The organism is Paenibacillus sp. Y301, assembly GCF_059445505.1.
Genome location: NZ_JCAIUL010000016.1, coordinates 1 through 18087 on the forward strand (window position 1 = coordinate 1; position 18087 = coordinate 18087).

14 protein-coding genes, 1 pseudogene and 1 riboswitch are annotated in these 18087 nt (G+C 40.5%); of the genes and pseudogenes, 5 read left to right on the top strand and 10 right to left on the bottom strand.

Annotated features, from left to right (window positions below):
• Positions 1–537: 537 nt before the first annotated feature.
• From AC1D69_RS20855 to AC1D69_RS20885, 7 genes are all read right to left on the bottom strand, one after another.
• A complete protein-coding gene (locus tag AC1D69_RS20855; RefSeq protein ID WP_495458064.1) occupies positions 538–1947 on the bottom strand; it encodes an NCS2 family permease in 1410 nt (469 codons plus the stop codon).
• A gap of 117 nt (positions 1948–2064) precedes the next feature.
• Positions 2065–2164: riboswitch (purine riboswitch) on the bottom strand.
• Between the two features lie 477 nt (positions 2165–2641).
• Positions 2642–2896 (bottom strand): hypothetical protein, encoded by a 255-nt coding sequence (locus tag AC1D69_RS20860; RefSeq protein WP_495458065.1) that lies wholly within the window; start codon positions 2894–2896, stop codon positions 2642–2644.
• A 519-nt stretch (positions 2897–3415) separates the two neighbouring features.
• Positions 3416–4954 (bottom strand): glutamine-hydrolyzing GMP synthase, encoded by a 1539-nt coding sequence (guaA, locus tag AC1D69_RS20865; protein ID WP_495458066.1) that lies wholly within the window; start codon positions 4952–4954, stop codon positions 3416–3418.
• 85 nt (positions 4955–5039) lie between these two features.
• Positions 5040–7322 carry a transglutaminase-like domain-containing protein gene (locus tag AC1D69_RS20870; protein WP_495458067.1) on the bottom strand — a complete coding sequence of 761 codons (2283 nt, stop codon included), beginning with the start codon at positions 7320–7322 and terminating at the stop codon, positions 5040–5042.
• Entirely contained in the window at positions 7282–8577 is a 1296-nt protein-coding gene (locus AC1D69_RS20875; RefSeq protein WP_495458068.1) for a DUF58 domain-containing protein, read from the bottom strand. The genes AC1D69_RS20870 and AC1D69_RS20875 overlap by 41 nt, the downstream gene beginning before the upstream one ends.
• On the bottom strand, positions 8574–9545 hold the full coding sequence (locus tag AC1D69_RS20880; protein WP_495458069.1) for an AAA family ATPase: 972 nt from the start codon (positions 9543–9545) through the stop codon (positions 8574–8576). The genes AC1D69_RS20875 and AC1D69_RS20880 overlap by 4 nt, the downstream gene beginning before the upstream one ends.
• Positions 9546–9693: 148 nt before the next feature.
• The gene (locus AC1D69_RS20885) at positions 9694–11037 is read right to left on the bottom strand and encodes a polysaccharide deacetylase family protein (protein ID WP_495458070.1); all 1344 of its coding nucleotides are present in this window, start codon (positions 11035–11037) and stop codon (positions 9694–9696) included.
• Between the two features lie 136 nt (positions 11038–11173).
• On the opposite strand from AC1D69_RS20885, the gene AC1D69_RS20890 reads away from it, so the two are divergent.
• The 3 genes and pseudogenes from AC1D69_RS20890 to clpP all read left to right on the top strand — a co-directional run.
• Positions 11174–11821 carry a DedA family protein gene (locus AC1D69_RS20890; RefSeq protein WP_495458071.1) on the top strand — a complete coding sequence of 216 codons (648 nt, stop codon included), beginning with the start codon at positions 11174–11176 and terminating at the stop codon, positions 11819–11821.
• 125 nt (positions 11822–11946) lie between these two features.
• Entirely contained in the window at positions 11947–12636 is a 690-nt protein-coding gene (locus tag AC1D69_RS20895) for a sigma-70 family RNA polymerase sigma factor (RefSeq protein ID WP_495458072.1), read from the top strand.
• 120 nt (positions 12637–12756) lie between these two features.
• A pseudogene (gene clpP, locus AC1D69_RS20900) lies at positions 12757–13353 on the top strand (ATP-dependent Clp endopeptidase proteolytic subunit ClpP); the annotation flags it as partial.
• 124 nt (positions 13354–13477) lie between these two features.
• Here the strand turns inward: clpP and bcp are convergent.
• Positions 13478–13939, bottom strand: a complete 462-nt coding sequence (gene bcp / locus AC1D69_RS20905; RefSeq protein ID WP_495458073.1) for a thioredoxin-dependent thiol peroxidase — start codon at positions 13937–13939, stop codon at positions 13478–13480.
• Between the two features lie 141 nt (positions 13940–14080).
• Between bcp and AC1D69_RS20910 the strand changes: the two genes are divergently transcribed.
• Entirely contained in the window at positions 14081–15091 is a 1011-nt protein-coding gene (locus AC1D69_RS20910; RefSeq protein ID WP_495458074.1) for an LCP family protein, read from the top strand.
• A 104-nt stretch (positions 15092–15195) separates the two neighbouring features.
• The gene (locus AC1D69_RS20915; protein WP_495458075.1) at positions 15196–16506 is read left to right on the top strand and encodes a glutamate-1-semialdehyde 2,1-aminomutase; all 1311 of its coding nucleotides are present in this window, start codon (positions 15196–15198) and stop codon (positions 16504–16506) included.
• A 113-nt stretch (positions 16507–16619) separates the two neighbouring features.
• On the opposite strand, the gene AC1D69_RS20920 is transcribed toward AC1D69_RS20915, so the two are convergent.
• Positions 16620–17012, bottom strand: a complete 393-nt coding sequence (locus tag AC1D69_RS20920) for a sensory rhodopsin transducer (RefSeq protein ID WP_495458076.1) — start codon at positions 17010–17012, stop codon at positions 16620–16622.
• A 16-nt stretch (positions 17013–17028) separates the two neighbouring features.
• Positions 17029–18063 carry a glycoside hydrolase family 88/105 protein gene (locus tag AC1D69_RS20925; protein ID WP_495458077.1) on the bottom strand — a complete coding sequence of 345 codons (1035 nt, stop codon included), beginning with the start codon at positions 18061–18063 and terminating at the stop codon, positions 17029–17031.
• Between the last annotated feature and the right edge of the window lie 24 nt (positions 18064–18087).

Consider the following 18087-nt stretch of genomic DNA (forward strand, 5'->3'; position numbering starts at 1 on the left):
ATTAATTCGTCCATCTCCTTGCGGAGAAGATGAATTAATGACGCTTATGAAAAGAGCGATTATGCTCATTTAAAACAAACTGACGAGAAATTACTTTCTCTATCAAATGATTTCTCATTTGTTTTGACTTCACTTTCGTGAAATCTACTCACTCGTTGTTCAGTTTTCAAAGACCAATTTATTTGTTTTGTTGTTACCAGTTGTTCTCGGCGACAACTTATATATCATAACACGTCCGGTTCGTTTATGCAAGCTTTATTTTCGTTTAAGTTTCATTCGAGTTTGACTTGCCGATTCAATAAAATGTGTTATTTATTGGCCGGACTAATAATATATCACGGACAGAAATGAATAGCAAGCTTTTTTATTAATATATCTCTACAAAATAGATTCCCCGGATTTGAACAAACTTATGCATGTTACTTTAACATTTGTAGAAAGTCCATATTGGGAGATTCTACACTATTCATTTTCGCATAAAAAAAGCATGACCCTAAGGTCATGCTACATATAATAGTCACATTTCGCCAAGTTGTATTAACCTTCGCTTCCAAGGAACACATAGCGCAAGATGATCAGAACCGCCAACACCCACATCAACCAGTGAACGTTATATTTCTTCTTCTCCTTAAGATTACCGACAGTAGCAAGAATAACATAAGCTACAATCCCGAACGAGATCCCATTAGCAATATTATAGGTGAACGGCATCATTACAATAATCAAGAAGGCTGGAATGGCAACAACCATATCCTGAAAATCAATTTCTTTAATCGATTGAACCATAAGTACACCAACAATGATGAGCGCAGCCGCAGTAGCTGATCCTGGGATCAAAGCGACTATCGGAGCAAGGAACAATGCTAACAAGAAACATACGCCAGTTGTAACAGCAGTAAGACCCGTACGTCCACCTTCAGCTACTCCAGCAGAACTTTCAACAAAAGCCGTTGTTGTTGAAGTACCAAGCATTGCACCACCTGTTACAGCAACAGCATCTACAAACATTGCTTTACCTACACGCTTTTTACCTTCAACTGGATCTTTCATAATACCAGCACGTGTAGCAGTACCTACTAATGTACCGAAGGTATCGAACAACTCTACAAAGGTAAACGTTACAATAGCTGATACAAGACCTGTATGCATAATACCTTCCCAATCGAAGGTCATAAAGTTCAATTGAGTGAAATCAGGAACCCAATGATTATCAGGACTTGATAATGTGTTAAAGTCAACTACCCCCATAAGCATAGCCACAACGGTTGTACCAAGGATACCGAACAGAATCGCACCTTTCACATTCAGTACCATCAAGATCGCGATTAAAATAATACCAACAAGAGCTAATTGAACATTCGTATCTAAAAGGCTACCTAAATGAATCACTGTTTCAAATGAAAGTACATCTGTATAAGTATGTGCTGGAATATCAGCGCCTGCTTCGACACCGATTGCCATCAATCCACTATTCTTCAACCCTAGAACGGTGATAAACAATCCGATTCCGACTGTAATGGCATGTTTCAGACTATCTGGAATAGCATCAAGCAACATCTGACGGATATGAGTAATCGTCAACAGAATGAAGATTAATCCAGAAATGAATACGGCTGTTAATCCCATTTGCCAAGTAAAAGGATGATCCGTAGTTGCAGAAGACAATACAACAGAAGCGAAATAAGCATTCAATCCCATACCAGGAGCTAGAGCAACCGGAAAATTAATAAACAACCCCATTGCAATTGTGAAAATACCGGCCGCTAATGCAGTTGCTAAGAATACAGAATACCAACCCATATCTATTTGACCAAAAGCGGTCAACGTGTTCGGATTGATTGACAAGATATAGGCCATCGCCATAAACGTAGTCAACCCAGCCATTATCTCTGTTCTCACTGTGGTGCCATTCTGTTTTAATTTAAAAAACCGATTTAACCGATTCATTACAATACTTCCCCCTCAAATATGTTTAACAGCAACAAAAAGCTGAAGTCATAGTGACTCCAGCCAGAATAAAAAAATAGTAGCCCGTATATCGACAGCCATAAGGCTATTGTAAACGTGGGTTTCTTTTATAATCGTAGCCAGGTCATTATGGTGACCTCGTAGAAACTTCCGAGCCGATCCTCAGAATTATACGAAAAATATATATATCATATTGTGCTTTATCATTTTATGTCGAAACAATCTGTCTGTCAATGACAAATGCGAACATTATTAGATATAATTTCGTTATTGTTCGTGAATACAGTCATTCTGGGTGTTTTATGATTATCATTATTCCCATACAATGGATAAATTATTAATTTGATTACATTAATTGTGTAGAGATCAATGAAACATTTAACTTCTAGCCTTTATTTTTCACAAAAAAGAAGAGTATACCCCTTCACAGGTTACTCTTCGTTATGATTGAACTTTTGTTCCTTTTGTCACTATTTATAGTCAGAGTAAATAAAATTGACGGAAGGAAGGCAATCAGCAGTACGCAGCAGGATCTTATGTATATTCGCTCTCAAATGTGTAGTGTGAGTTAGATAATGACACACCAAAATAAATGTTTAGTGACACAAATTTCCTGAACGTAATAAATAAAAGGACACTATGGAGTAATAATCATAGTGTCCTTTTACTTATACTATTTTATTTTAAATACACCCACTGCTTCGAAATAAAGATATCGCATATCATCTTCTTGATTTTCAATACTCATTTCTTTAAACCAATCTTCTTGTAGGTCTTCTTCAGTACGTTTTACTGATCTTCGGAATGTTAATCCAATTTCAGGAAAGTCGTAACTATAGCCATCGTCATCAGTTCTATCATAAGGACTTATCTGATCTAATGTTTCTATTAAATCTTTTGCTTTTGTATTGAATAAATCAATATCCATATACTCAACTCGTATAACGTCCCTAATACTTGAGGCGATCAGAATACGTTCAACTTTATTGTCTATATCAAAATCAAGCCAAAAAGAGATTGATCGTCTTCGTGTACAATTCTTTCGGCAGTCGACTTATCCATACCGATTGTCAACTTTCCAATTGACTTTCCTGGCTCAACCATAATTGAACTCATCTCAACCACCAATGTATGTTATTTAGTACTAGTAAACCCAAAGTACTGATCTGAATTATACAATGTCATAATAATTTGGTACATATATTTTGACTGTAGACAACTGAATTTATTGTATGGATCAACCATTGATTTAGCCTAAAATCCTCGATTAGTTCATTTATTTTTGTCATAAAAAATACTCCCTTCTATCTGCTAAACAACGCAGATAAAAGAGAGTATTTTTTTGCATTCAATTGTTGCAGGTGAATGAGATGGTTAACTTACGAATACTATATAAACCCTTATATTAAGGCTTCTAGAGTATTCTAAAGCGTAAAGTATCTAATATTTACTCCCACTCAATCGTAGCTGGTGGCTTAGAAGTAATGTCATACACAATGCGGTTAACATTATCTACTTCATTAACGATACGTACTGAAATTTTCTCAAGTACATCCCATGGAATGCGAGCCCAATCGGCTGTCATACCATCGATGGATGTAACCGCACGAATACCTACCGTATAGGAATAAGTACGAGCATCGCCCATTACGCCTACACTCTTCATGTTAGGTAGCGCCGTAAAGTACTGCCAAATTTCACGATCTAATCCTGCTTTGGCAATTTCCTCACGTAGAATATAATCGGAATCACGTACAATGGTAAGCTTGTCTTCTGTTACTTCTCCCAATACACGAATGGCAAGACCTGGTCCTGGGAAAGGTTGACGCCATACAATTTCAGTAGGAAGACCACATTCTTCTCCTACCTTGCGTACTTCATCTTTAAATAGTGTATTTAAAGGTTCGATTAACTTAAACTTCATATCTTCAGGAAGTCCACCCACATTATGATGGGATTTGATCGTTTGTGCTGTCGCAGTTCCGCTCTCTACGATGTCTGTATAAAGAGTACCTTGAGCCAAGTATTTGAAATCATCAAACTGACCAGATTCTTCTTCAAAGACATAAATAAATTCATTTCCGATAATTTTACGTTTCTGTTCAGGATCATCCACACCTTTGAGCTTGGACATGAAACGTTCGCGAGCATCAATTTTGACAACCTTCATGTCAAATTTACCGACGAATGTCTCCATAACACTCTCAGCTTCACCCTTGCGTAACAATCCATGATCAATGAACATACAAGTTAACTGATCACCAATAGCTCTATGAATCAATCTTGCAACAACAGATGAATCTACGCCACCACTAAGTGCGCACAATACATTATCTGTTCCAACAAGTTCACGAATCTCACGTACTTTATCTTCTACAAAGGATTCCATCGTCCATTTGCCATCACATTGGCACACTTCGTACAAGAAGTTACGAATCATTTCGTTACCTTTTACAGAGTGTTGAACTTCTGGATGGAACTGTACTGCGTAAAGTTGTTTCTCAACGTTACTCATTGCAGCAATTGGTGCAGATTCAGTACCTGCATCTAGAACAAATCCAACTGGAAGCTCCACAACGTGGTCTCCATGACTCATCCATACAGTCTGGTTTAACTCCAACCCTGTAAGAAGAACTGTCTGGTTCTCAAACTGCAAATCAGCCTTACCGTATTCACGTTTAGAAGAGCGTTCTACTTTTCCGTTCAGTTGGTGTGCCATAAGTTGCATCCCGTAGCAAATCCCTAGGATTGGAATGTTCAGATCATAGACAGCAGGATCGACATGTGGCGCATTCTCTGCATAGACACTAGATGGTCCACCAGAGAACACAATACCTTTAGGGGAAAGTTCTCGAATTTTCTCAGCAGGTGTGTTGTATGGTAACAATTCACTATATACACCCAGATCACGGATGCGTCGTGCGATCAATTGATTATATTGACCTCCAAAGTCAAGGACTACGATTATTTCATTAGGTTTATTCATTAGGTTATTCGTGCCTCCCTTAATTATTAAAACTAATTATACGCAACGATAATTCATACCGTCAAGAAACTAAGAACATGGTCATTTATGACAGTGAATGGGCTAGCAGTGCACATCGGTGTAAAAAGGATATGCTATGGACACGATTTAGCGCGGCTTCATTGTATGCGATACTTTCCCATTGTTGAACAAATTGAATTAATTCATCACGCAAATTCTCATCTGTAATCTTAAGTGTATGAACATATTCTCTTACTGTAATCCCGTTAGGAATTGGACCAAATCGACGTCCAACCTCGTCCCAAATAACAATAGCGGCCTGTAACAACTGCTCTTTTTGAGGAAAAGCACTTCGAGTGATGTAACGCAATCTCCATAGATGAAGGTGCCTACGACTTCTCCAAATGCTCAAAAGCATAGCCCCTAATAGTATCAACACAATAATCAATATGGGAATAAAATACCCCGCTTCTACAACGGCTATTCTAACATTCACAGCCATTGTCACGATCTGATCCAATCGATGTCTTATTAACCCTGATAAAGTGTCCTTTATTTCTCCATCCTGCTTAGGTATAGCCATAACTTCTGAACTCTCTTGGAGATTTGTAGAAAAACCTGGTGTTGGGTCAAAGGGAATCCATCCTATATTCGGAAAGTACACCTCTACCCAAGCGTGTGCATCACTCGATTTGACAACATAAGTTGTATTACTGTCAACCTTCAGAGTCCCAGGTGCATACCCTTTCACTAAACGAGATGGAATTCCTTGTGTTCGAAGAAGAACAACCATAGACGTAGCGAAATGGTTACAGTATCCTATCTTGGTCTCGAATAAAAAGTTATCCACGAAATCCTGATTGGCTGGTGGTACGCTTGTGCGAAGAGAGTATTTATAATTGTTTTGCAAAAAACGCTCCACTGCCTGCACCGCATCATACCTATTCGTTGTTTTTGTTATTAATTGGACACCCAATTCTTTCACACGTTGCGGCAGTTGTTCCGGCAACTGTAAATACCGTTTCGTAAACACCTCAGGATCACCGCTTGAATTCGCACGCATTAGTTGCTTGTTTAGAGAAGGATTTCTTACGTTAATTTGATAATCCTTTACGGGACTTGAACTTGAGGTTGCTGGATATTTTATCGTATCTGCAATCTCATCTTGTAACAGGTAAACCATCTTTTTTTGGTTCACTGTGGTAATACGCATAACGTTATTAATATCTCCTCCACTAAATAGAGGAAACTCATCACTCATCGGGTCTACAAAACTTATGGTCTGAATGACAGAACTCTGACCATCATCCTTTTTTATTATAGAATCATTCTGCAGATTCCCTTCCATAGTAACCGCTTGGAAATATGCTTGAGGCTCTGCCCACCGCCGACCATCATAATACCCAAAGGTCTCTCCACGCCAATAAGACGGAATAGGTGATTCCGCTGTAAAAACAATCTTACTATCGAGTTGAAGCGGAGCCCCTAAGTCCTCATCTCCTGCACCATAACCCGTAGTAGCTAAGTTTGAATTCTGCTTATGAGACTCGACTCCCGACCAATCTTTCAACTTCTCTACTGTTGATTCAACACTGAACTGCTGTGCTGGCTTAGCAGAGATTACTCTCCCCCCTACCCAAGCCGACCCTACAACGACTATCGCCATCACACAAACCATGACAAACCATAGATTATAGTGACGTTTGCTTATCCCATCAGAAGAGGTAGATCTCTCAATCAATCTTGCTAAAGTGATACCCCCATGAAGAATTATGATCAAGAGTGCCGTACGAACTATATCTTGATATACTTCTAATCCGAGTAGTGTCTCTAAGCAAAGTAAATAGATTATAGTGGCCACTGTAAAGAGTCCGATACTCTCTCGATAAAGGGCTAGCGATTGTACCGTTGCCACAAGCAGGCTCCAGCCCAGCATTAGAATCAGCGTGCGAGTCTCTGAACCCATGGCCGATAGGCTCCACTCCTGCACGAGTACACTAACGTCATACTGTAGCGTCTGCACATAAGAAATGAGCCACTCTATCTCTCTTCCTTTTCCAAATAAGAATACCCATGCGCCTAATGTTATTATCAGATGTAAGGGAATCGATACCCACATCTTTAAGTGAAGTACCCCGACGAATAACAAGAGTGCCGTCAGAACATACAATACATCAATTAGTGAAGCACTTAAGGACCCATTAGAGAGAGGATATAGCCATTCTACAAATAACCCCATGATTGGCAAAGATAATATATAGCGATATATCAGACTATCTCCCTTTCTGGATTGGGGGATAGGTCTATTTATATCCTGGGAAACGGATTTATATATAGCTATTTTTTCGTTCTGTAAGGATGCTGTCATGGTTATTCACCCCCTTAACTGGAACTCGATCTATATCATTTCTTATATCTAAAGAAGCAACTTCCAAACTATGCACTCTAACTCCTATGCGTCCGAGTGAATCCGCAATCTCTTCTTGCTTAGCTTGTTCCGTATTTACAACATTCTGTTTAGAATGGGACGCCGAAGCATATGAGACAATAGAGTATATATCTATCTTTAATCCTTTATGGTGTAGTTTAGATACGGCTCCGACAAGTTTATGATGTAACCCCCCAGTAATGACGTACACTTGAGTTCCAGGAAGTAAATGATCCGTGTTCTCACCCATTACCATGGACATATTTTTCTTACCATTTGGTTCGATGACGGCGAGTGTGGAGTCGTAAGTTGGAAACACAGGCTGCGGACGCTCGGTCATATCACCACTTATTAATTCGACTTGAATACCTTCTTCTAATGCACTGATAAATAACCCCGCTGCGGTGGATACAGCCCCTTCAAAGCCTTCCCGTACAACGTCCTTGTCGGCTGTTACCCCAGATGTAGCTATCTTATAGGTGTCTGGACAATGGTCTAAAATAATACATACCGCTTGATCCTCAACCGCCTCATAAAGTCGAGTCTGTAATCGCCCTCGTCGAGCTGAGCTTTTCCAATGAACTCTGCTGAGTGGATCCCCCATATTATAATCACGAACATCTAAGCCCCAGACACCTGCAGACTGTTGATGTGTCACTTGTTCTCTTTCTCTGATATCCTGACTTGTCCACCCTTGTGTTATAGATATGGCTGCTGGTATAGGGAATACTAAGATATCCTCTTCACAAGGTAGTAAATAACTGTTCTTGAAAAAGCGAAACAGTCCACCCCATTCTACATGGCAGACTTGAAAGGTTATTTTCCCCCGAGGCAGGTTCTGTAAACAATATTTATAGGTGTAAGATCTTCGCCATCCCGGAAACCACAGCTTACTGTGACTCCCTTCTGTGAAATAATCTGTGATACTCATCCAAGGGAGAGGAAGAATAGACTTGAATTGGATGTGGACCTCAACTTCAGCTGTCTTACCCGCAATAAGTCGCATCGGATTCACTGTGCGTTTGACCTCTATATGGTGAGCACCAAAGCATTGTAAGATAAAGCCTCCCAGCATAAAAATCCCGGTAAGAATAATTAGGAACCATATCGAGGTTCCACCGTGCCATTCATACAATGCAATGAGTGCACCCAACCCTATAACAGCAATTACCCATTCACGAATTCTGTCCCTCATGATCTGATTCCTTTCCGGCTTCGATACAGAGGTATGCTTGTTCTAGACATCAGTTCTAGCACAATCTCCTCACCTATGACGCCTTCCATTAGACTATGGGGATGAACAACAATACGATGGGAAAGAACAGCCATTGCCATTTCTTTAACATCATCCGGTGTGACGTACATTCTACCATTCATATATGCCGCAGCTTGAGAAGCTATCATCCAAGCTAAGGTCCCTCGCGGACTGATCCCAAGCTGTAATCTAGCATGGTGTCGTGATGCATCAGCGACAGACACAAGTAATTGTTTAATAGAATCATCTACATAGACATTCTTAACATCTCGTTGCATAGCGATCATATCCTCTACCATGATCACTGGCTTAACCCGTTCCAAAGGATGACTAATTTGCATACGAGACAACAAATCCACCTCTTGCTCCAGATTGGGGTAACCTAGACTTATACGGATAAGAAAACGGTCAAGCTGCGCCTCGGGCAACCGATAAGTACCCTCGAATTGAAGTGGATTCTGAGTAGCGAATAGAAGAAATGGGCGTGGTAGAGGGTATGTTGTGCCATCGACGGTGACTTTCTTCTCCTCCATCGCTTCTAGAAGAGCCGATTGTGTTCGTGGGGAAGCACGATTGATCTCGTCAGCCAAGACTACATTGGATAAGATAGGACCCGGTCTGAATTCGAAATGTCCATGATGTGAATGGTATACTGATATCCCTGTAATATCCGAGGGCATAAGATCATATGTAAATTGAATACGGCCAAACGTCCCTCCCATACAAGCTGCAATAGCTCGAACTAACATGGTTTTACCCACACCGGGTACATCCTCAAGTAGGACATGTCCACCACTTAGCATAGAGATGATGACATGACGAATTTCGGACTCTTTACCGACCATAACAGTCCCAACTCTTGATACCATTCTATCTAGCAGTTCTGGCGCAAACTCTTTGTGATTCATAGATGAAGTAGACAATATGATTACCTCTCTTCTTCTCATGGATTGATTACGTTAAATCTATCAACTATTATTTCCATGAAAGAAGAGAACTAGACCTCCCATATGTTATTTTCATAGAATGCCATCATTAATGAATAGCAAGCCTATCTTAACTTGTTCTAATACGCCATTCTTCTTCGTTCAGACTGACTGAAATCAGATCATGTCCAGTTTCTTGAAGTATGTCACGCAGTGGAACCCACAGGGTATCACCATTCATCTGAATAGATCTGGATAAATGCTGTAAATTGCTGTTCTTATTACTGCTCGTCCACTCTCCGGTGGCTACGTTGATCTGAAGTGAATTCGTCTTCATATTCATGACAGCTAGTTTATTGTTCGGATCCCACTTCACATGAATGCCTATTCTCTCCATCGTTGTGCGAAGCGGAACCATAATTCGCCCATCAGAGATTCGGAACTCTCCAGGTTTGAGTTCTGTCGCCATTCTACCTATATCCATGACTAGTCGATTACCTGAAGCAAACAGAGCAGCGTTAGGCACGACATTTGCTGTAATCCACTCGGAGCTAGGTTGTTGGCGATTCAAGGCTCGAGCGCTCTTCGTCACGTTGAATTGGACAGACTCTAATTCAGGAGTTAGTACTTCGAATTGGTAGCCTTTATTTTTATAGTAAGAAATGATCTTGGGAAGTGCCTTAACAGTCTGTTCATGTCCAGTACCATCATGCATCAATACAACAACTTGATTACTCTGGATGTCCGTTGTTGCCCCTTTGATAATTTCTTGGGCTGGAACACCACGTCGCTTCGAGTCTCCGCTATCTACATTCCAATCGATCACCTGATATCCACCTTGCTTCAATAGCGTGAAATAGGTATCATCAAAATGTCCAGCCGTTCCTCCTGGAGCCCTAACCAAGGATGTACGTGATCCCGTAATAAGACGAATAGCTTCCTCTGTCTGTTTGATCTGACTCCAAAATGGAGAGAATCCTTTATATAGTTCTTCATAATTGTGATTAAAAGTATGATTGCCTAGAACGTGTCCCTCTTCAATAGCTCTAGTTATGAGTTCTGGATAACGTTGTACTTGCTCACCTAATACGAAGAATGTAGCCTGGATCTTGGACTCTTTTAATATATCGAGCACAGTCCCCGTTAGTTTACTTGGTCCATCGTCAAAGGTAAGGTACACGGTTTTCTCAGGAAGTGTAGTAGTGGTCTGAGACTTGGTTGAACTGGATGACAGCAACTCTATAGTAGGTGAACTCTCCGCTTGATAGTTTAAAAGATTTGTATCTTGCGTGGGTGCTATGATTTCTTTAGAATGAGACGATATCGAATAGATTGAATTAGCCGTTGTAGGCACCACTTGGTTATGAACTTGATGCTTCTGATGCTGTAGAGAAATGATCAACACAGCTAATAACAACGTCATAAGCACGAATACATATCTTGGTTTGTTACCGATAAAAAATGATTTAATCATAAACATTACCTCCACCGTTTCTATGAATTCAACTTTTCTGATAGATTATATGGTGAGGTTTATGAAAAAAGACTAGAGTTTAAATTGTTTTTTTAGGATAGAATTACGATAGTTCATATTTTGGAGAGTGAATATCATGGAAGTACTGCGTTGGATTCAGCTTCTGTTCGAGGAATACGGATATCTAGTATTATTTATAGGTCTAATGTTAGAGTTCATTGCGCTTCCCTTTCCTGGAGAAACTACCATGGCCTATGCTGGTTATCTTTCCTATCTAGGATCACTACATTTTGGATGGCTGATCATCATGGGTTTCCTTGGTACAACGATCGGTATGACCATTACCTATTTCATTGGACTAAAGGCCGGACTCCCCTTCCTTAACCGATTTGGCAAATGGATCCTCCTATCTCCACGTAAGCTTTCAAAGACTCGAAGATGGTTCGGTAAATACGGGCAGAGCCTTGTCTTTATCGGTTACTTTATTCCGGGTGTAAGACATTTCACAGGTTATTTCTCAGGTATCAACGCTCTCCCCTTCCGTAAATTTGCCTTGTATGCTTATAGCGGAGCACTATTATGGGTCATCCTCTTCTTAAGTCTCGGTAAAATATTCGGACCCCAATGGCAAGTGGTATTCCACTTAGCAGAAATGTATTTACTATGGATCGTGGCGGGTATCGTTATAATCCTCCTAATGTTCACTCTCTATCGGTTCCGTAAAAGGATCCATTTCGGCAAACTTATAAAACCAAGAAAAGACAGAATGAAACGACCTTCATGAAAGTAAGATATACATAAGGAACCTACATCATAAATGTAAGGTTCTTTTTTTCAAGAAAATTAGGGGCGTATCTTTATGCCCTTCTCATACGTTATATAACTATAGGCCTGAAAGGAATGATTAACATGTTAATCCACAATGACACGAAAACCCAATTGGAACAAAGAGGAACACATGAAGAGCTATATACGATATTGCAAAAATACTGCCTCTCCCTTACTCATAATCGTTGGGACGCTGACGATGTGACACAAGAGACTATCGCTAGAACTTTATCTTTCTACAAGCCGAATCGCGAACACAATGTCCCTATACCCTTAATGCGTACCATTGCACGTAATTACTGGATTGACGAAATGCGTAAAAAGTCTAAGTTACAACTTGGAATTCAAGATGAATGTGGTTATGAGGATAAGCAGTCCGAAGATCTTCTAGAAGCGTTGGAACAGTTAATGGGGAGATTAACTCCCAAGCAGCTATTAGCATTCGTAATGAAGGAGAGCTTCTTGTATTCATTGACTGAGATAGCTAATAAACTACAGATCCAGGAAACAGCAGTCAAAGCCCTTCTATATCGAGCTCGTCAGAAGTCTCAAGACTATTCAGGAGACTTGAGTCCCCATTGGATCAACATTCGTCAAGATTGGTTCAAGGATAGGCTCGTACAAGCGATTAGAGATGAGAACACTTCCATTCTAGAAGAGCTCATCATTGTCGTTAGTAAAACAACAATCCAAAAACATGCATACAAAAAATCAAGTTCATCACTCAGCATGATGCTGCATCGTTCATCACTCTCTCAAATGGCCGTATAATGGGTGCTTCGAAGTGAGTTTTGCTTCGCAAAACTTAAGCCCACGCTTTCGAAGTCAGTTTTGCTTCGCAAAACTTAAGCCCACGCTTTCGAAGTTAGTTTTGCTTCGCAAAACTTTAAGGAGGACACAAAAATGAGTATTATTCCTTATGTTGTTGAACAGACCTCTCAAGGTGAGAGATCTTATGATATTTACTCCCGTTTGTTGAAGGATCGCATTGTATTTCTAGGATCAGAAATTAATGATTCGACGGCTAACAACATTGTTGCACAGCTACTCTTTCTAGCAGCAGATGATCCGGACAAAGATATTTCTCTCTATATTAATAGTCCCGGAGGTTCCGTTACAGCTGCCTTTGCGGTATACGACACTATGCAATTTATCAAACCGGAAGTCAGAACCATATGTACAGGACTTGCTGCTTCCGCTGCATCATTACTCCTGTTAGCGGGCCAAAAAGGGAAACGACTTGCACTACCGCACAGTGAAATCATGATTCATCAACCTTTGGGTGGTGCGCAAGGTCAAGCCACAGATATTGAAATATCTGCACGTCGAATTCTGAAGATTAAGGATCAACTAAATTCCTTATATGCTGAGAAAACGGGTCAATCTTTAGAAAAGATAAGGAATGACATGGAAAGAGACTATTTCTTATCCGCCGAAGAAGCCAAAGTCTATGGGATTGTTGATGATGTGGTGTATTCTCCAGTATAAGAAACGAATAATCAAAGAGCCAACATCTTATATTTCTAAAGATGTTGGCTCTTTGATCTTTTTTTTAAAAGTGCATGTCAATAGTTGAACCGTCATATCTTCATAGTAGCTAATTTCCTACTCATTATAATGTCTTCAATACTTCTTCTGTGTGTCCTGCTACTTTTATCTTGCGCCATTCCTTCACAAGTATTCCCTCTTCATCAATAAGAAATGTAGATCTAACTATACCTAGATACTCTCTTCCATACATTTTCTTGAGTTGCCAGACACCATACTTTTCACTTACGACGTGATCAGTATCCGATAATAGAAGAAATGGAAGATCATTACGTTCAATAAACTTAGCATGTGATTTCAACTCGTCTGGACTAATACCTAGAATAACAGCACCCTGTGCTTCTATCTCAGCATTCGCATCTCGGAAACTACATGCTTCCTGTGTGCAACCCGGGGTCATATTCTTCGGATAAAAATATAGTACAACCTTACGGCCTTGATAATCACTTAAGGATACCTCTTGTCCATTAGAAGCCATCAGTGTGAATTCTGGTGCATGTTGTCCTATTTCTAGTTGTGTATCCATGATTACCATTCTCCTTTATACGTCATTAATCTACTTATTAAATTGATTGTCATTGCAAAAAAAATTATAATAAAATAAATCCTACTCTTTCAGTGTCGAAAAATGCACCTATTTCCGGAATTGTGAAAGGAAGAAGCTTGAATGACAAGAAAGACAAAAAGAACCATTTGGTGGGTTCTTGCTATACTCTTACTTGCAGCGATTGGTTATATCGTATATTATGTCACATCCTTTTATAAAGGTGTAGAAGGATTACAGAAAGAAGGAAATTCGTCTCCTTTTAGTCATCTACAACAGGTTGAAGTAGCGGTCCCCGAGCCTCCTAAATGGGAAGGAACTGAGCCTGTTAGTATTGTGATTATGGGTGTGGATGGTCGTGGGTTAAGCAAGGGAGATATTCCTCGATCTGACAGTATGATGGTCGTCACATTAGATCCTGTACAGAAGAAGATCCATCTCTTTTCTATCCTTAGAGATACCTATGTCAGCATTCCTGAATTCCGGAAAGACCGCATTAATACAGCTATTACACATGGTCCCAATACAGCTATGAAGGCCATTAGTGATCTATTAGGAATCCCTGTTCAATATTATGTGTATACAGACTTTCAAGGATTCATTAAACTAGTTGATGCCATAGGTGGTGTCGATTTCTACGTTGAGAAGGACATGAAGTATAGCAGTAAAGCAGACAAGCATGAATACGATATTGATCTTAAAGAGGGACAACAGCATCTCGATGGTGATAAAGCCTTGCAATATGTCCGTTTCCGACATGATGCTCTGTCTGACTTCACACGTACCGAAAGGCAAAGAGATTTCTTAAAGGCCATTACAGATAAGATGAAGTCTACAACCTCTATTATGAAGCTTCCTTCTATTCTAGAAAGCGTTAGTGAATTCGTTGATACTAACCTCTCTACAAACGACATGTGGAAGCTTGCCAATATTGGATATCAAAGTTCTATGTCAGGTAGCGAGCAGATTCCTCCTATGAATCTTCTTGCAGAGGAGAATATTGGTGGATCATCCGTTATAACAGTGAAAGACTTAGATGAACTACATCAGTATATCCAGGACTTGTTTAAAGCACCTCAAAGTGAACCTGGAACTCAGACTACTGAGGATCAAGTTGAAGCTACTACAGAATAAATAATCGTGAGAGTAAGACCTCAGCTGTAAGGAGCAGAAGTAGCCAAGTTATTTGGGCGAACTCCTGCTCCTTACCCATTAGCGAAAGGAAGTTTAAATACAAGATGAAACGTACTCAATCCGAACATTTATACCAAAAGGCACTACAACATATCGTTGGTGGTGTTAACAGTCCCTCCCGCTCATTCAAAGCTGTAGGCGGCGGGGCACCTGTCTTTATGAAGCGAGCCAAAGGGGCTCATTTCTGGGATGTTGATGATAATAAGTATATTGATTATCTTGCAGCATATGGTCCTATCATCACTGGACATGCACATCCTCATATTACAGCAGCTATAACAAAGGCAGCTGAGAACGGTACTCTTTATGGCGCTCCTACAGAGTGGGAAATTCAGTTAGCCATGATGTTGAAGGAAGCTATTCCTTCCATGGATAAAGTTCGATTTGTTAATTCGGGTACGGAAGCTGTCATGACTACGATCCGTGTAGCACGTGCTTATACGAAACGTAATAAAATCATTAAATTTGCTGGCTGCTATCACGGCCATTCGGACTTAGTCCTTGTCGCTGCTGGCTCAGGTCCTTCTACGCTAGGCATTCCAGATAGTGCTGGGATTCCAGCTAGTATCGCTCAAGAAGTGATTACAGTCCCTTTTAATGACCTTGAAGGACTGAGAGCTGCACTTGAACGCTGGGGCGATGATGTTGCAGCCGTTATGGTCGAACCCATTGTTGGTAATTTCGGAATGGTTATGCCTCAAGATAGTTTCCTAGAAGGTCTCTGCCAAATGACTCATGATAATGGATCACTTGTCATCTATGACGAAGTCATTACTGCCTTCCGTTTCCACTACGGATCAACTCAGACTTTTGATGGTTTACACAATCATGAAGCTATCACCCCTGACTTAACAGCTCTAGGTAAAATCATAGGAGGTGGGCTACCTATTGGTGCCTACGGGGGTAGAAAGCATGTCATGGAACAGGTTGCCCCACTTGGACCTGCATATCAAGCTGGCACGATGGCAGGCAACCCTGCTTCCATTCTTTCCGGTATCGCTTGTTTGGAAGTACTACAAGGTGAAGGTGTCTATGAAGAGATGAACCGATTAGCCGTGAAGCTTACTCATGGCCTTCAAGCTTCTGCAGATCGTCATGGCATTCCACTAACGATTAACCAGATTCGTGGATCATTCTCTACTCATTTCTGCGATCATCCTGTAACCAATTATGATGAAGCCCAAGACACGGATGGCGAAGTCTTTGCATCATTCTTCCGCCATATGTTGAATCATGGGATCAACCTAGCACCTTCTAAATATGAAGCATGGTTCCTTACAACGGCTCATACGGATGAAGATATAGATCAAACACTTGAAGCTGCAGATCAATCACTTCGAGAAATGAGTCTCTAAATATCCCATTCATAACATAGAACATAATAAAAATCCGACTCTACCATCAGAGTCGGATTTTTATTATGGATTAGATTATATTTCGACCTTTGGCGAGCCAATCTATTATCTAGTTATATGACAGGGTATGCCATAACACTCATCAGAGCTAATGCTGCTTGCGTTGAATCTAATCGGCTATATTGAACAATGACAGGAACATTACTCTCTACCGTAATTGCATAAGGAACCGCTTTGGGAATATACTGTCCATCCCTACGTAATGATGCTGTTCGAATATGCTTCGTTCTCCGTCCATCGACGGATTCAACAATATTCTCTAACGGTTCACGATCCTCGAAGAAAATAGTGATGTTAAGCTCCGCCTGCTGTGTTCCACAATTCAACACACATATACTTTCATGACTCTCTAGTTCACCTTGACTCACCTGAGGAATATAGCCATCGGGAATAACCCAGTACGTATGTCCTCGTCCTTGGAGATGTACACCACTTGATTCATTCATCGACGCTCCTCCATTCTTATCCGTACACAGTTTCTTTCGTGCGCAAGAGTTCCGCTAGAAAAGCTAACGTTAACCCCTGACCCCAGCCTTGGATTCGGTTATATGGGACATCGCGATATCCTTGAATATCATTCATCACTGCCGTACCTGCCGATACCTCCAGCACTGTGCCATCTTCCTTAATGCGTGCTAGAATCCCCTCTATAGCTTTCTGTGTATACTTATTATATAAGCGTCCTCGCATGAGAATAGCTGTAGCAATCCCCGCAGAGCCTGAAACTTCAAGATAAGAAGACTCATCTTGCAGAAGGGTATGCCATAATCCCTCAGGAGATTGTAACCTAACCAAAGTGCTCAACTGATCACGGAGTGATCCATCAATCATCATGTATGAGGGATGCGTTACTTCGACTAACTTCAGTGCTTTTGACATCGTCAGTGCTGCCCATGAATTTCCCCGAGTCCAGTACATACCAGACATATGATTCTGGTTCACATGATCCCATCCATGATAATAAAGATTCGTATTTGGATCCTGAAGATATTTCTCATGTCCATGATACTGCTTCAATCCATCTTCAATATAGTCCCTGTTCCCTGTTAAATATCCGATTCGCAGTAAATAATATCCCGCCATAAACATCGTATCTACCCAAGCTTGTTCAGGAAAAATATCATGGTCAGAATTGACTGTATGTTGGAAAACTCCTTCTCCGAACCGTTCCGCTTGATGCGTAAGGAACTCGGCCATTTCAATTGCAATATCTAAATATTTCTTCTCTTGCGTTGCTTCATACAAGGTTAACAAGGAGTGTCCTACGGATACGCCATTCACCGATAGTTTCGGTAAACCATCCGCCATATTCTCATCGGCCCATGCCTTTAACCGTTCTAAATATTCACCCTTACCTGTAGCATGATAAGCTTCACAAATACCGTAGAAAGCCACACCACCTGGCCAATCCCAATGAAAGTCCATATTAAATGTGCGATCCACTACCCGGTCTATTATCTTGAGAATCTCTTGTTCATCAAACACTAATGCTGGCATCTTATTCCCTCATTCCCTTCCCAT